This is a genomic window from Rhizobium sophoriradicis (assembly GCF_025200795.1).
In the GTDB taxonomy this organism is placed as follows: Bacteria; Pseudomonadota; Alphaproteobacteria; order Rhizobiales; family Rhizobiaceae; genus Rhizobium; species Rhizobium sophoriradicis.
Window position 1 is genome coordinate 4,205,001 of record NZ_CP104152.1, and the last position, 14,647, is coordinate 4,219,647.

Genomic DNA, 14,647 nt, shown 5'->3' on the forward strand with positions numbered 1-14,647 from the left:
CATTTAAAGAAAGCGTAACAGCTCACTGGTCTAAATAAGGGTCTTTGCGCCGAAAATGTAACGGGGCTGAAGCCATGCACCGAAGCTGAGGATGTGTAGCAATACACGTGGTAGCGGAGCGTTCCGTAAGCTGATGAAGGGAGACCCGTGAGGGCTCCTGGAGGTATCGGAAGTGCGAATGTTGACATGAGTAACGATAAAGAGGGTGAGAGACCCTCTCGCCGAAAGACCAAGGGTTCCTGCTTAAAGTTAATCTGAGCAGGGTTAGCCGGCCCCTAAGACGAGGCGGACACGCGTAGTCGATGGGAACCACGTTAATATTCGTGGGCCTGGTGGTAGTGACGGATTGCACAAGTTGTTCTGGTTTATTGGATTATCAGGGCAGCGGAGCGGTTCCAGGAAATAGCTCCACCGTATAGACCGTACCCGAAACCGACACAGGTGGTCAGGTAGAGTATACCAAGGCGCTTGAGAGAACTATGTTGAAGGAACTCGGCAAATTGCACGCGTAACTTCGGAAGAAGCGTGACCCCATTTTACGCAAGTATGATGGGGTGGCACAGACCAGGGGGTAGCGACTGTTTATCAAAAACACAGGGCTCTGCGAAGTCGCAAGACGACGTATAGGGTCTGACGCCTGCCCGGTGCTGGAAGGTTAAGAGGAGAGGTGCAAGCTTTGAATCGAAGCCCCAGTAAACGGCGGCCGTAACTATAACGGTCCTAAGGTAGCGAAATTCCTTGTCGGGTAAGTTCCGACCTGCACGAATGGCGTAACGACTTCCCCGCTGTCTCCAACATAGACTCAGTGAAATTGAATTCCCCGTGAAGATGCGGGGTTCCTGCGGTCAGACGGAAAGACCCCGTGCACCTTTACTATAGCTTTACACTGGCATTCGTGTCGGCATGTGTAGGATAGGTGGTAGGCTTTGAAGCGGGGACGCCAGTTTCCGTGGAGCCATCCTTGAAATACCACCCTTATCGTCATGGATGTCTAACCGCGGCCCGTCATCCGGGTCCGGGACAGTGTATGGTGGGTAGTTTGACTGGGGCGGTCGCCTCCGAAAGAGTAACGGAGGCGCGCGATGGTGGGCTCAGACCGGTCGGAAATCGGTCGTCGAGTGCAATGGCATAAGCCCGCCTGACTGCGAGACTGACAAGTCGAGCAGAGACGAAAGTCGGTCATAGTGATCCGGTGGTCCCGCGTGGAAGGGCCATCGCTCAACGGATAAAAGGTACGCCGGGGATAACAGGCTGATGACCCCCAAGAGTCCATATCGACGGGGTTGTTTGGCACCTCGATGTCGGCTCATCGCATCCTGGGGCTGGAGCAGGTCCCAAGGGTTTGGCTGTTCGCCAATTAAAGCGGTACGTGAGCTGGGTTCAGAACGTCGTGAGACAGTTCGGTCCCTATCTGCCGTGGGTGTAGGAATATTGACAGGATCTGTCCCTAGTACGAGAGGACCGGGATGGACATATCTCTGGTGGACCTGTTGTCCTGCCAAGGGCATAGCAGGGTAGCTATATATGGACGGGATAACCGCTGAAGGCATCTAAGCGGGAAACCCACCTGAAAACGAGTGTTCCCTATCAGAGCCGTGGAAGACGACCACGTTGATAGGCCGGGTGTGGAAGTGCGGCAACGCATGAAGCTTACCGGTACTAATAGCTCGATCGGCTTGATCGTTCTCATTGACTGTGCTCATCTCCCGGCGAACACGAAGTGTTCGTCCGGTGAGCGAAAAGCGAATAGGGGGTAGCGAATAGTTGCTCCCAAATCGCTCCAAAGACGTGTTCAAAACCAGCGAAAGAGAAACAAATAGTCCTATTCGCTATTCGCTACTCCCTATTCGCTCAAAACCAAATCCAGCTTCTCAAAACAAAGTTGCGCTTTGCCGACCTGGTGGTTATGGCGGGGTGGCTGCACCCGTTCCCTTTCCGAACACGGCCGTGAAACGCCCCTGCGCCCATGGTACTTCGTCTTAAGACGCGGGAGAGTAGGTCGCTGCCAGGTCTGCAAAACGCAACTATAATCTTCTCATCACATCCAACGGCCCAAAGCCGATCAAAAGGCCGCCCATCAAGCGGCCTTTCGTGTTAATATAACACCGCGGGGTGGAGCAGCCCGGTAGCTCGTCAGGCTCATAACCTGAAGGCCGCAGGTTCAAATCCTGCCCCCGCAACCAAATAAACAAAAGCCCGCCTCGTGCGGGCTTTTTGATTCCAAAACAGATCTGAGCTAGCACTCAGTCAAAGGACCGGGTTCGGATCCCTGGTGTGCAGCGCATTCCGTGCCAGGAATTCCGCCGCCTGGACCGTTTCCAGAGCGTTCGCCGCCTCCCTGAAATATGGCAGGGATTGCCACAGCGTGCGATCGCCGACGATGTAGAAGCGGCGCTTGGCCCGCGTCAGCGCCACGTTCAAGAGGTTTGGCTTGGAGGCGGCCCAGCCGGCCGCTCCGCGGTGAGCGGCATCGGCGCCAAGCACCATGAAAACGCTATCCTCTTCCTTGCCCTGGAACGTGTGCACGGTGCCTATCCTTTCCTGAAGCCACTTCTGCAGTTTCGGGGGAGAGGCGTCCGTATATCCCTCCTGGTCGATCCACCGCGCCTGGGCCAAAGCTCGTCGCAGATTGTTCTTCACTTCCTTGAAGGGCGAGATGACGTAGAGGTCCGGCAATGCACCGGAACGGCGGTAGCTCGCGGTGAGGAGATCGACGATGAAGTCCGTCTGCTCCGCAACCGCCTGTTTGCCCGACACCTTGCCCTTGACGTCGATCCAGGCGCTGTCGCCATAGAAGGGCGGTGCGTCGCCGGCCGGCCGGCGCTCTGCCAGCCCGAAGATCATCTTGTTCTGGTAAGCGATCTGGTTGGCAAGGCTGAACATCGGATCGATGCAGCGTCGATGCACTCTGAGAGGGCTGCCGATCCAGAGTCCGTCTGCTTCCTCGTCTTGAAGCGTTGTTCCGTAGCGATTGGCGGCATCGGCCAGCATCTGCACCGACACCCTGTTCGGCGAATATTGGCCTGCCGCCGTGTGGAGCGAAAGCGCCGAAGCGGCGCCAATCAGTGCGCTCGGAAGGGTAAAGACCGGCTCGATCTGCTGGGGATCGCCGATCACCATGGCGCGGCGCGCCCGCAACAAAGCTCCGACGGCCGCCTGCGGCACGGCCTGGCCGGCTTCATCGATGAAGACCCAGCCGATCGAGCCGGCTTCGAAACCGCGGAACTGCCGGGCAAAGGAGGCGAATGTCGTCGAGACGACGGGAACGATCATGAAGAGGCTTTGCCAGATCGATGCAACGTGTTTGTCATCGACGGGATTGTTGTTGGAAAGCAGTTTGCTGATGGCAACGATATTGCCGCCGAAACCTCCGCCCTTCCGACCGACCTCAGCCAGCCACGCTTCGTGCAGCGTCAATGCTGCTTCGAACAATGCCGAACGCAGAGCCGCCAGTTCGTCCTGATGCCAGAACCCGTCAATCTGCACCTGCGCGCTGTCGAGGTCGGCGAGGCGCTCCGGTGCGGCGGGGTGACCGAGAATTGCTCCCAGCCGCTCGAGCTCTTCGGTCTTCGCAATCCAGATTTTCCGTCGTGACCGCAGTGCGCGTGCGGCTTGGTCATGCGCTCGCAAAGCACGTTCCAGCGCGGGTTTCTCGGCCTTCGCAAGCCGATCTTCGCATTCCGCCAGCGCCTTGCGCAGTTCCAGCTGCTGGCGCGCATTGGCGGCGACATCTTGGCGATGCCGCCGGGCGGGGTTGGTCGCAAGCACTCTCTTCCATCGCGCAGGAGCGCTGCGGTCGAGCAGCTGTTGCTCCTCCATCAAAGAGGACAAACTCTGCTTGATACGGCCCATTTCGGCCGCGACCTCGTCGCACCGGTTCTGCGCATGGCGAAGCTCGTCAGCGGCGGCGGCCAGCTTTTCGAGCGTTTCGCGGCAGAATGCATCCTGCGTAACCAGAGCAATTTCATCACGGAGGTCGGCATAGCGGGCATATTGGCCGATCTTGCCGCGAACCACGTCATCGGCGGCATGGAAGGCGGCCGACGCTTCGGCGAAGGTCGCTCCCTCGTAGCTCTTCAACCATTCCCAGATGGTCTGCGGCTTCTCGGCGCCCGACCAGCCGGGCTTCGACCTGTCGGTGATTTCCATGAAGGCGAACCGCTCCTTGAACGCTCGGCGGTTCCTGGAATTGCCGAGCGCGCAGGCAATCAATCCCCAAGGGCGATCGCTGTCGGAGAGCCTGATGACCCATCCATTGTCCTTCTGGCAGGCGATCTTATGGGCGACCGTCTGGAGATATCGGAAGGAAGATGACTTCGCAATCGCGCTCTGCTTGGGAAGATCGCGCGAAATATTCTCGACCGCGGCGTTGTTGGAGGACGCGACGACCATTTCGAATCCGGTGAGCGCCGGGATCAGCGCCGATATCGAGGCCGAGCTGCGGTCGGCAAAGGTGACGCGCCGCGGCAAGCCGTCAAAGGCATCGCGTGCCGTCTCCAGGGAGGCCAGGACCCGGGCGCGCCGAACGATATTATCCGCGAACATGTCGCGCAGCAGAGTGGTCTTTCCGGTGCCCGGTGGGCCGTTGACCGAAAATAAACGCGTTTCCAATCGGTCGCCAATGGCCGAGTTGATCGCGAACTGTTGCATGAGGCTCATTGCGAGGTGAGGTTCGCTCAGCCAGCGTCCACGGTTGGGATTGCCAGGATGCAGCGCCCGAACGATCGCGGCGCGCCCGTCCTGCGAATAGAGGTCGATCCGCTTTTCATCGGCCAGCGGGGTGAGATATCGCCTGAGCGGCTCTGGGACATTGCCTTGCTTGATGCAGATCATTGCCCGTTCGATGTCCTCGATGAAGAAGCTGTTCAGGATACCAATGTCTTCTTCAACGCTTGCACTTTCGTCCTCCTGGTCGTCGGCATGGGCTGCCTGATCCTCCTGTTGCGGCTGTAACGAGATGAGATCAGGTCTTTCCACCCTGTCACGGTAACGTATTTCTACGGCGGCGACGGGCTTTTCCTCGCGCGAGACAAAGCCTGCCCAATCGCAGAGCAATTCATTGAGCGTCAGGATCTCCGCGGCATCGATCGGCTGATCGGCACCGGCCTCGAAGGACGAAGATGTCAGCTGCCGCTGCGCCTGAAAGTTTTGCAGCAGTTCCGACAGTTGCCGCTTGCTGGCGGCAAAAGCCCCGTGGCTGAGCGAGGCAAGCCCGGATTTCCGCACGCGGCCCAGAGCCCACGGAAGCGTGGAAACCGAAAAGGTTTCGAACATCGGCTCGCCCAAGGGCGTGAGCTGCAGGCTGGCAAAGCAGCTGTCACCATCGAGATCGCCGCGTTCGGCATCCTCGTATTCGGCCATATCGCCCGCAACACCCTCGAAGTGCCTGCGAATATCGGCGATTTCGGATTTGCTGAAAACGCCGAGGAACAAGGTAAAGCCGGTAATCTGCTTCTCCTCGGGTATAACAGGACGGCTGAGTGCAGCCCCATCCTGGAGGAGCGTCTTTGCATGCAGCCAGAAGACCGTCCGTCGATCACCTGAGACGAGGCGGCTGGAGAGATCGTACGGTATAAAAAACTCGATTTTGTGCCAGAAATCGAGAATGGCCAGAAGCCGTTCCCGTTCCGCCCTGTCTGCATCGACCTGCATGACTTCTCACTGAGGAGTTACGAAGAGGCTCGCGCCTCTTTTAGCAACGATTGCAGCTTAAAATCAAAGAGCATGGATGGTGATTACGCGTCCGGCCGAAGCTTCCGCCAGTGGGCGCTGGGTTGAGCCAACAACCTGCGACGGTTTACCCGCCTTCATACTCGTTGAGCAAAGATGATATAAATATTACAATTTGTACTGAAACATTACATTCCTCTGATTATCTATAGTGAGAGCAAATATAAGCCTATAGTATATGGGCCAACAAAAATACAACCGATGTGCAGTAATGTATCGTTTTTTGCTCGCGAAAACTAATCACTTTGGGCCATTTCCTTCCTTCTCAATCCGTATTAACATAATTAAGAAATGTCTAAAGAAGAGGGCGGTGACATCAAGGGGGCGGCATTTCATACTATCTTATACCCGCCATCGCTTCACGTTTGAGTAAAGTGTAACGCTAGGGGAGGCGTATATGTTCATGACAGGCTCAGGAATGGAGAATACCGACCAGGCAAGAAAGTCCAGCGCTTCCGGAGATACTATCGTTGTAGTTGCCAAGGCGGATCTTTTTTCAGAATGCATGGTGGAAGCACTGGCAAAGAAATTCCCGAACTGCGACGTGCCAAGCATATCAAAAACGAATCCGATGCTGGAAAAGGATACCAGCGATCTGAAGCTCGTATTATTCTATCATATACCCCAGCCTGAGCTTCAGGAAGCGTTGAAGGCGGTGCGGGAAAATCACCCGGAAGCCTCTATCGGACTTGTCGTCGAGGCCATCGACATGCTGGAACCCTATGTCAGCCGTTTAGTGGAGGCAAGGATCATCGACGGTGTCCTGCCGCTCAATCTTCGGCTTGATGTGTTCATGGCCGCGGTGGATCTGCTGATGAAGGGCGGGGAGCATTTTCCTTCAGCGCTTCTTAATCGTCTCGGCAACAAGAGCGCCCAACTGGAGCCTTCACTCTATCAGACGAGATCGGTCGATGCTGCGCGCACCAATGCGCTCAAGCTGAGACGCGACAGCATCTCCGCCTTGACGACCCGTGAGGTTCAGATCCTCGATCTCATCTGCAAGGGGACGCAGAACAAGATTATCGCCGACAAGCTGCATCTTTCCGAAAATACCGTGAAGGTTCACGTCCGCAACATCTATAAGAAGATGAACGTCCGAAACCGCACGGAAGCTGCGTCCCGCTTCTTCAATGAACATCCCGCCGGCGATGACGAGATGTCCAGTCGTTGGCGCAACTGATCTATAGCGCAGCGCCTCTGTTCAGAGGCGCAAGGAAAGCCGCAGCACGGTGTACTACGGGATAATCTATCCTTGCCTCGGTGCGATTCCAAGGATTTGCTTCAGATCGATGGACGCGCAAAGCAGCGCGACTTCTGTCCGAAGCCGCTCGGAGAGCAGATATACGGGGCTGATCCGTGATAGGCGACGACGCGCGCAGGTGTTGCGGCCGGCCGTACGGCCCGCTTTTCCGGGTAGGCGTATGCCGTCGAGACGCGTGGCGCCTGAAAGGCGACGACATTCTTCTTAGCGACGGCGGCTAGGTCGTCGCCAACGACCGCACAAGCTGTCGATCCGACCGCAAGAAGCGTCGTGACACAGGCAATCATCGCAAAATGAAATAGACGCCAGCCTTTCGGCTGCGCTGTAGCTTGTTTTTTCGACATGGCCAAACCCCTCGCACATGGCGTTTCCGGATGCAAGTCCGACCGTGCAGTTCCGCGCGGCCGGCGCTTCATTTCTTTGTATCCTTTCTTTATTGAGCAAAGCTTGAGTGAGGTATGGATTCCCGTTCTACGTGAAAAAAGATATAAAATGATTAATTATTTGTTACATTAAAGAACAATTCGATACTTATTTTGGGTTCTATATGCTTTTAATGTTGACCTCTCTAACAGTCTCATTATCATTAAAATAGTAATTCAATTATCCGAAGAATAACTGTTAGCTATCTGAGCAGATATACTAACAACGTGAAATTAACGGCCGGAGAATTGAGATACGCAATGCCTGAATAAATCAAAAGACTGAGATAAGGGAAGGAGTTTGTAATGCGTAGTTTCGTTCCCGGCGAAGGATATTCTGAAGTACAAGGCGTACCGGTGCTCAAGAATCCGGGCACCGCTCTTGTCAATGGCGGAGCGGGTTTTCTTGGTTCGCATCTCTGCGAAAGACTCCTGCTACGCGGCCACAGCGTCATATGCCTCGATAATTTTTCGACCGGCCGCCGTGTGAATGTCGATTATCTCCAGTCGAACCCCCGCTTCCGCATCATCGAGCACGATGTTCGTCAGCCCTTCGATATCGAGGCGTCGCTCATCTTCAATTTTGCCTCCCCCGCCTCTCCGCCCGATTATCAGCGGGATCCGGTGGGCACATTGCTCACCAATGTGCTGGGCGCCGTCAACACCCTGGACTGTGCGCGAAAAACCGGTGCGATCGTCGTTCAATCGTCGACATCGGAGGTGTATGGCGATCCGAACCAGAGCCCGCAGCGCGAAACCTATTGCGGCAATGTCAATCCGATCGGGCCGCGTGCCTGCTACGACGAAGGCAAGCGCAGCGCCGAAACCCTGTTCTTCGACTACCACAGGACCTACGGCGTCGACATCAAGGTCGGCCGCATCTTCAACACCTATGGACCGCGCATGCGCCTGGATGACGGCCGCGTCGTCTCCAATTTCATCGTTCAGGCTCTGCGCAACGCCGACCTGACGATTTACGGCGACGGCCAGCAAACCCGCTCCTTCTGCTATGTCGACGATCTCGTTGAAGGTTTCCTGCGTTTCTCGGCAGCCGGCAGCGCATGCCACGGCCCGATTAATCTCGGCAATCCGGGCGAATTCACCGTCCGGCGCCTGGCCGAAATCATCCGGGATCTGACAAATTCGCGCTCCCGCATCATTCACCTGCCTGCTGTCGTCGACGATCCCCGCCAGCGGCGGCCGGATATTTCCCGTGCCAGAACCGAGCTGGGATGGCAGCCCCAAATCGAGCTCGAAGCCGGCCTGGCGCGCACGGTCGAATATTTCGATGGCCTGCTTGCCCGGACAGAGAAGGCGGAGGCCGTATGACATGCCCCGCTACATTCTCGTCACCGGCGGTGCCGGTTTCATAGGCAGTCACATCTGCAAAGCGTTGTCGCGCGCCGGAATCATCCCGGTTACCTACGACAACCTGTCGACCGGACATGCCGACAGCGTCCGCTGGGGGCCGCTCATCCGCGGTGAACTCGGCGATGCGGTCGCGTTGCGCCGGACGTTGGCTGAATTTTCGCCCGATTGCGTTATCCATTGCGGCGCCAACGCCTATGTCAGCGAATCCGTCGACATGCCGAGAAAATATTACCGCAACAACGTCATCGGCAGCCTGACGCTGCTCGAAGCCTGCCTCGATCAGGATATCGACCGGATCGTCTTTTCGAGCAGCTGCGCCACCTATGGCGTTCCCGCCTCGTTGCCGATACGGGAGGAAACACCGCAGCAGCCGGTCAATCCCTATGGCCGCACCAAGCTGATCTTCGAGATGGCGCTCGAGGATTTTGCCGCCGCCTATGGCATCCGCTTTGCCGCGTTGCGTTATTTCAATGCGGCCGGCGCCGATCCCGATGGTGAGCTTGCCGAGCGCCACGAGCCCGAGACCCACCTCATCCCGCGTGCCCTTCTCGCTGCCGCCGGCAAGCTGGAGCGGCTCGATATCTTCGGCACCGATTATTCGACAGCCGACGGAACCTGCGTTCGCGACTATATCCATGTCAGCGATCTCGCACAGGCGCATTTGGCAGCCGTCAATCACCTGATGGCGGGCGGCGACTCCCTCAGCGTCAATCTCGGCTCCGGCCGGGGCACCTCGGTGCGCGAGATTCTCGATGTCATCTATCGCATGACCGGCCGTGAAGTGCCTGTCCGCTATCGCTCCCGCCGTGCCGGCGATCCGCCGATCCTTTTTGCCAATACGGCGAGGGCGAAGGCGGAGCTCGGCTTCGCGCCGACACTCTCGGATATTGATACGATCATCCGCACTGCCGGCCCCACCTTCGGGCTGGAGGTGACGGCATGAGCCTCATTTCGGAATTAGGTTACCCGATCAAGACGGCGAAAGCTGCCGCCGGCCCGTTCAAGCCTGTTTTCACCCGGTGGAATCGTGTCGCATATGGTTTTGGCATCCTCTGCTGGCTGGCGGCACTCGGCTATTTCTGGATCTGGTGGTGTCAGGCCGCCCATATCATTTCCTGGGCTGCCTTCGTGCTTGTCACAGTCGTACTTGCCTGGATCACGCTCGTCCCAGCCTATTTCATTCTGATCTTCCTCAATGCAAGAACAATCAGCTCACGCACACCGCTGCCGGAAGGACGCATGGCGATGGTCGTCACCAAGGCGCCGTCCGAGCCCTTTGCCGTCGTCCGCGCCACATTGCAGGCGATGCTCGATCAGATCGGCGTCAAGTTCGACGTTTGGCTGGCCGACGAGGATCCTTCCGAGGAAACCAGACGCTGGTGCGCCGAGCACGGCGTGCTGATCTCCACCCGCAAAGGCGTGGCCGAGTATCACCGCACGACCTGGCCGCGCCGGACGCGATGCAAGGAAGGCAACCTTGCCTATTTCTACGACCATTTCGGCTATGCACGTTACGATTTCGTCGCCCAGTTCGATGCCGATCATGTGCCGACACCGACCTATCTCCGTGAAGTCCTGCGCCCCTTCGCCGATCCTGGCGTCGGCTATGTCACCGCTCCCAGCATCTGTGATGCGAATGCGGCGGCAAGCTGGGCGGCGCGGGGAAGGCTTTATGCGGAGGCAAGTCTGCATGGTTCGCTGCAGACCGGCTACAACAATGGCTGGGCACCGCTCTGCATCGGCTCCCACTATGCGGTTCGCACATCGGCCCTGCGTGAGATCGGCGGCCTTGGCCCCGAACTTGCCGAAGATCATTCGACCACGTTGATGATGAATGCCGGCGGCTGGCGCGGTGTCCATGCCGTCGACGCGATCGCTCACGGCGACGGCCCGGCGAACTTCGTCGATCTCGCCGTCCAGGAATTTCAGTGGTCACGCAGCCTCGTCACCATCCTGCTGCGCTACTCCCGCCGCTATGTCGCCCACCTGCCCTGGCGGTTGAAATTCCAGTTCGTGTTTTCGCAACTTTGGTACCCGCTGTTCTCCGCCGTCATGGCGGTGATGTTCCTGCTGCCGGTTGCCGCTCTGCTGACGGGCCATATTTTCGTCGCTGTCACCTATCCGGATTTCCTGCTGCATTTCGCGCCGATATCGATCGTGCTGATGCTGTTTGCATTCTTCTGGCGGGCGACGGGAACTTTCAGGCCGCATAATGCGAAACTGTTCGGCTGGGAGGGGCTTGCCTTCATCTTCCTGCGCTGGCCGTGGTCGCTTGCCGGCAGCCTGGCGGCTGTTCGCGACCACCTCTCCGGCTCTTTCGTCGACTTTCGCATCACCCCGAAAGGCAGGCAGGAGCAGCATTCCTTGCCGCTGCGCGTTTTGGCACCCTACATCTGCCTCGCCGGCCTTTGCGCCGTCGCCATGGTCTTCGCCGCCGACGCCGCGGCCGCCCAGGGTTTTTATATTTTCGCTGCGATCAATCTGGCAATCTATCTGTCGCTGACGGTGCTGATCGCCCTTCGTCATGCAATCGAGAACGGTCTGCCGCTGCTGCCGCAGTCACGCGGCCTGTGGCTGGCAACGGCGACGGGCTTTGCAATCTGCATCACCGGCAGCATGCAGGTCGGCGGCCATGGGCTGCGCAGTCTCGAGGCTCTTTCTCACGGTCAGTCGTTCATCAGCTTCAGCCAATCGCAATTTGCCGTGGCCGGTGCCGGCCTCGGTGGCAGCAAAACCCGAACCGTGAAGTTCCGCCTCAGATGGAATGGCTTCGGGAGCGTGGGACGGAGCGAACAAGGTGTGTGAGCCGGCGGATCCGGCCAGTGTCGAGGAGGATGTCATGCGTATCGGATCGAGACTCTATGGGGCGGCCCTTGCTTTCAGCCTGTGCCTGCCACTGGCGGCGCAGGGTGCCGAGACCGCAAAGAAGAAAGAGCCGACGCCGCTCAGCGCCTATGAGCTCTATCGGATCTACGGCGACAGGACCTGGACCTGGGACACCGGTGGCGGCCGCTTCATCGAGGATGGCCGGCGGTTTGTCGCCTGGGTGAACGACAAGGGCAAGCAGTCGTTTGCCGAGGGCAAATGGGTCGTGGATGACCTCGGCCAGCTCTGCATGCGCGCCACCTGGACGAATGCCGAGGGTGCGGCGCGCGCCAGCACCTGTTTCGGTCACCGCAAGATCGGCAACACGATCTATCAGCGGCGCCAGCCGAACGGCAACTGGTACGTCTTCCGCCATTCCTCGGTGCGCGAGGATGATGAATTCCGCAAGCTTGTTGCCGCGGATACTGTCAGCGCCAAGGCACGCGATCTGAAGCAGGTCCTGTCGGACCAGGAACTTGCCCGAAAAGGAGGGTAAGCCATGAAGAAGCTGATGAAAAACCACCTCTCGACCGCTGCGCTCGCACTTCTGCTATTGTGCGTCGCGGATCTGCCGGGCCGAAGCGAGGTGCAATATGCCGGCATTGCCCCGAACCAGGCATCCAGCATGCGAACGATCATCGACAAGCGCCCGGTGGTTCATGCCGACGGCATCAAGTTCGGCGCCTATGACCCGCATGGGGATTTCGGCGCTCAGACGAATGTCTCGACCGAAGCCCTGTTCCTGCCCTGGGAAGACGTTGATCTGGAGACGCTGCGTGTCGCCGATGCCTATGCCCAGGCCAGAGGCCGCAACCTGCTGATCACGGTCGAGCCGTGGTCCTGGGACGTCGACTGGCGGCTGACCTCAGAAGAGCTTCGCCGCAAGGTGCTGCGGGGCGATTACGACGTCAACATGCGGGCGATCGCGCAGATGATCTCTCAGCTGAGGAGCCCTGTGATCGTCCGGTGGGGCCAGGAAATGGAGGACAAGTCGGGCCGGTTTTCATGGTCCGGCTGGAATCCGGCGGATTACATCACCGCCTATAAGCGGATGATGGATATCGTTCGCGACGAGGCGCCCGGCACCGAGCTCATGTGGTCGCCGAAGGGGGAGCCCGGCCTTGATGCCTATTATCCCGGCGACGACTACGTCGATCTTGTCGGCCTCTCGGTTTTCGGGCTCCAGCGCTATGACGAGCTTGCCTACAACAAGCACCGGACCTTTTCGGAAGCGTTGAAGCAGGGCTATGATCTCGTCGCCGGCTATGGAAAGCCCATCTGGGTCGCAGAGCTCGGCTACGAAGGCGGCGACGCCTATATGAGACCCTGGATCGAAACCGCGACGCTGAAGCAGAGCGCCTTCCCGAACCTTCAGGAAGTGGTCTATTTCAATGACCGCGACGTGCACGCCTGGCCCTTCAACCTCGGCCGGCCGGACTGGCGCGTGGTCGAAAGCCTGGCAGCCAACTGAAAGGCATCTGAAGCGCAAATCCATAAGATCGCAACGCGCTTCATCAGTAAACCAGAAAGGCCCGCCGGGGTTTTGCGGGCCTCTCCTCTCATATCCGGCAGCCGATCATCCCTTGAGCGTTGCCTTACCCTCTTCGACGAGCCGGGTCGCCGCATCGGCGGGCGAGGTCCGTTCGAAGGCGAGTTCGTCGCAGATCGGGCGCAGCACGCGTTGGTCGAATTGGGTTGCACCCATCGGCACCGGCGGCGGATATTCGCCGACCTGATCCTTGAGCATGTTGACGTATTTGACCGTTTCCTGCTCCGTCGGGTTCAGTTGCGGCAGAATGGCTTCACGCACTACCGGCGACATCGGCACGCCGCGCTCGACGCCGAGAATCTTGCCGGCCTCGATGTCGTTGACGAAGAAGTCGATGAATTTCGCCGCCGCTTCGCCGTTCTTCGTGGTGGCGCCGACACTCCAAATCAGCGCAGGGCGGTAGTAATGGCCCGATGGCCCTCCCTTCTTTTCCCGCGGCAGCATGGTGATGCCGAGCTTGTTCTTGATGATCAGCTGGTAGCCGATCATCTGGTTAGAATAGGCCATGCCGATGACCGACTTGCCAAGACCAAGCGCATTGGTGTCGATGGTGTTCTGGTCGAGCGTCTGGACGTCGGCAGCCACCGTGCCCCCGGCCTTGCGCAGCTTCTCCCAGTAATCGAACCATTCCGTGGCATCGTCGGCCGTGAAGCCGAGCCCGACGCTTTCCCTAGCAAATAGGCTCTTGCCGCGTTGGCGCAGCCAGGCGTCGAACACATAGGCGTAGCGGGCGGCATAGGGGCCTCCGCCCTTGCCGGAGGACTTGGCGAGTTCCACGGCGAGCTTGGCATATTCATCCCAGGTGAGATCGGGTGTCGGCACTGGGATGCCGGCCTTTTCGAATTCGACCGTGTCGAAGAACATCGAAAAGGAGTTGAGGCCGAGGCCGACACCATAGAGTTTGCCGTCGATGGTGGTCAGTTTCAGCATGTCGGGGCCGAAGGACTGGACCTTCAATGCCGAAGGGACGAACTCGTCGAGCGGCATGCAGGCGCCGCGCTTGGAATAGTCGGAGATCGTTCCCGGCTCGAGCTGGAAGATGTCGGCGATCGAACGGCCGGCCATCTGGGTTGCGAGCTTCGTCCAGTAGCCGTCGCCGGAAAGCGATTCTCCGACGATCGTGACGCCTGACGTCTTTGACTGGTAGAGTTTGGCGACGTCCAGCGTGCGTTTGGCGCGGTCGTTCGACCCCCACCACATGGCGCGCAGCGACGTGTCTTCGGCAAAGGCCGGAATGGCGCTTCCCGCGCCGAACGCCAGGCCGGCGGCTGCACCGGCTGAACCCATCAGGAATGAACGGCGGTTGACCTGCATACTATCCTCCTTTTCCCCATCTGCCCGCTGCCATCCTCCAACGGCGCTGCGGGCATTCCGGCAACCAGCCTACGCAAAAAACTAATTATTGCAAGAAATAACGTTAGTCTTGCAAATTTGCGTAGTTTGCATAAG

9 protein-coding genes, 1 tRNA gene and 2 rRNA genes (1 of these 12 running past the window's edge) are annotated in these 14,647 nt (G+C 58.5%); 9 read left to right on the forward strand and 3 right to left on the reverse strand.

All coding sequences use genetic code 11. The annotated features are described in order from the left end of the window. From N2597_RS20525 to N2597_RS20535, 3 genes are all read left to right on the forward strand, one after another. Positions 1-1,684 (forward strand): 23S ribosomal RNA (locus N2597_RS20525) (it extends 1,257 nt beyond the left edge of the window). A 212-nt stretch (positions 1,685-1,896) separates the two neighbouring features. Then, positions 1,897-2,011: ribosomal RNA gene (gene rrf, locus N2597_RS20530) — 5S ribosomal RNA — on the forward strand. Between the two features lie 95 nt (positions 2,012-2,106). After that, positions 2,107-2,183 (forward strand) — tRNA-Met (locus tag N2597_RS20535). A 64-nt stretch (positions 2,184-2,247) separates the two neighbouring features. Here the strand turns inward: N2597_RS20535 and N2597_RS20540 are convergent. After that, positions 2,248-5,652, reverse strand: coding sequence for a DEAD/DEAH box helicase (locus N2597_RS20540; protein WP_183598623.1), 3,405 nt, complete (start codon positions 5,650-5,652; stop codon positions 2,248-2,250). A 475-nt stretch (positions 5,653-6,127) separates the two neighbouring features. Between N2597_RS20540 and N2597_RS20545 the strand changes: the two genes are divergently transcribed. After that, the gene (locus N2597_RS20545) at positions 6,128-6,910 is read left to right on the forward strand and encodes a helix-turn-helix transcriptional regulator (RefSeq protein ID WP_038685949.1); all 783 of its coding nucleotides are present in this window, start codon (positions 6,128-6,130) and stop codon (positions 6,908-6,910) included. A gap of 101 nt (positions 6,911-7,011) precedes the next feature. Here N2597_RS20545 and N2597_RS20550 read toward each other — a convergent pair whose 3' ends face one another. Further along, positions 7,012-7,335: a hypothetical protein gene (locus N2597_RS20550; protein WP_077990187.1), complete on the reverse strand. Its 324-nt coding sequence runs from the start codon at positions 7,333-7,335 to the stop codon at positions 7,012-7,014. Between the two features lie 384 nt (positions 7,336-7,719). Between N2597_RS20550 and N2597_RS20555 the strand changes: the two genes are divergently transcribed. From N2597_RS20555 to N2597_RS20575, 5 genes are read left to right on the forward strand one after another with little or no spacing between them, the layout of a single operon-like run. Continuing rightward, positions 7,720-8,742 (forward strand): UDP-glucuronic acid decarboxylase family protein, encoded by a 1,023-nt coding sequence (locus N2597_RS20555; protein ID WP_077990188.1) that lies wholly within the window; start codon positions 7,720-7,722, stop codon positions 8,740-8,742. 1 nt (position 8,743) lies between these two features. Further along, entirely contained in the window at positions 8,744-9,727 is a 984-nt protein-coding gene (gene galE, locus N2597_RS20560) for a UDP-glucose 4-epimerase GalE (RefSeq protein ID WP_077990189.1), read from the forward strand. After that, positions 9,724-11,589, forward strand: coding sequence for a glycosyltransferase family 2 protein (locus N2597_RS20565; protein WP_183598625.1), 1,866 nt, complete (start codon positions 9,724-9,726; stop codon positions 11,587-11,589). The genes galE and N2597_RS20565 overlap by 4 nt, the downstream gene beginning before the upstream one ends. A 34-nt stretch (positions 11,590-11,623) precedes the next feature. Further along, positions 11,624-12,145: a DUF995 domain-containing protein gene (locus tag N2597_RS20570; RefSeq protein WP_038685959.1), complete on the forward strand. Its 522-nt coding sequence runs from the start codon at positions 11,624-11,626 to the stop codon at positions 12,143-12,145. 3 nt (positions 12,146-12,148) lie between these two features. After that, positions 12,149-13,120 (forward strand): glycoside hydrolase family 26 protein, encoded by a 972-nt coding sequence (locus N2597_RS20575; RefSeq protein WP_106796013.1) that lies wholly within the window; start codon positions 12,149-12,151, stop codon positions 13,118-13,120. 105 nt (positions 13,121-13,225) lie between these two features. Here N2597_RS20575 and N2597_RS20580 read toward each other — a convergent pair whose 3' ends face one another. Beyond that, positions 13,226-14,512: an ABC transporter substrate-binding protein gene (locus N2597_RS20580; protein WP_183598628.1), complete on the reverse strand. Its 1,287-nt coding sequence runs from the start codon at positions 14,510-14,512 to the stop codon at positions 13,226-13,228. Positions 14,513-14,647: the final 135 nt, after the last annotated feature.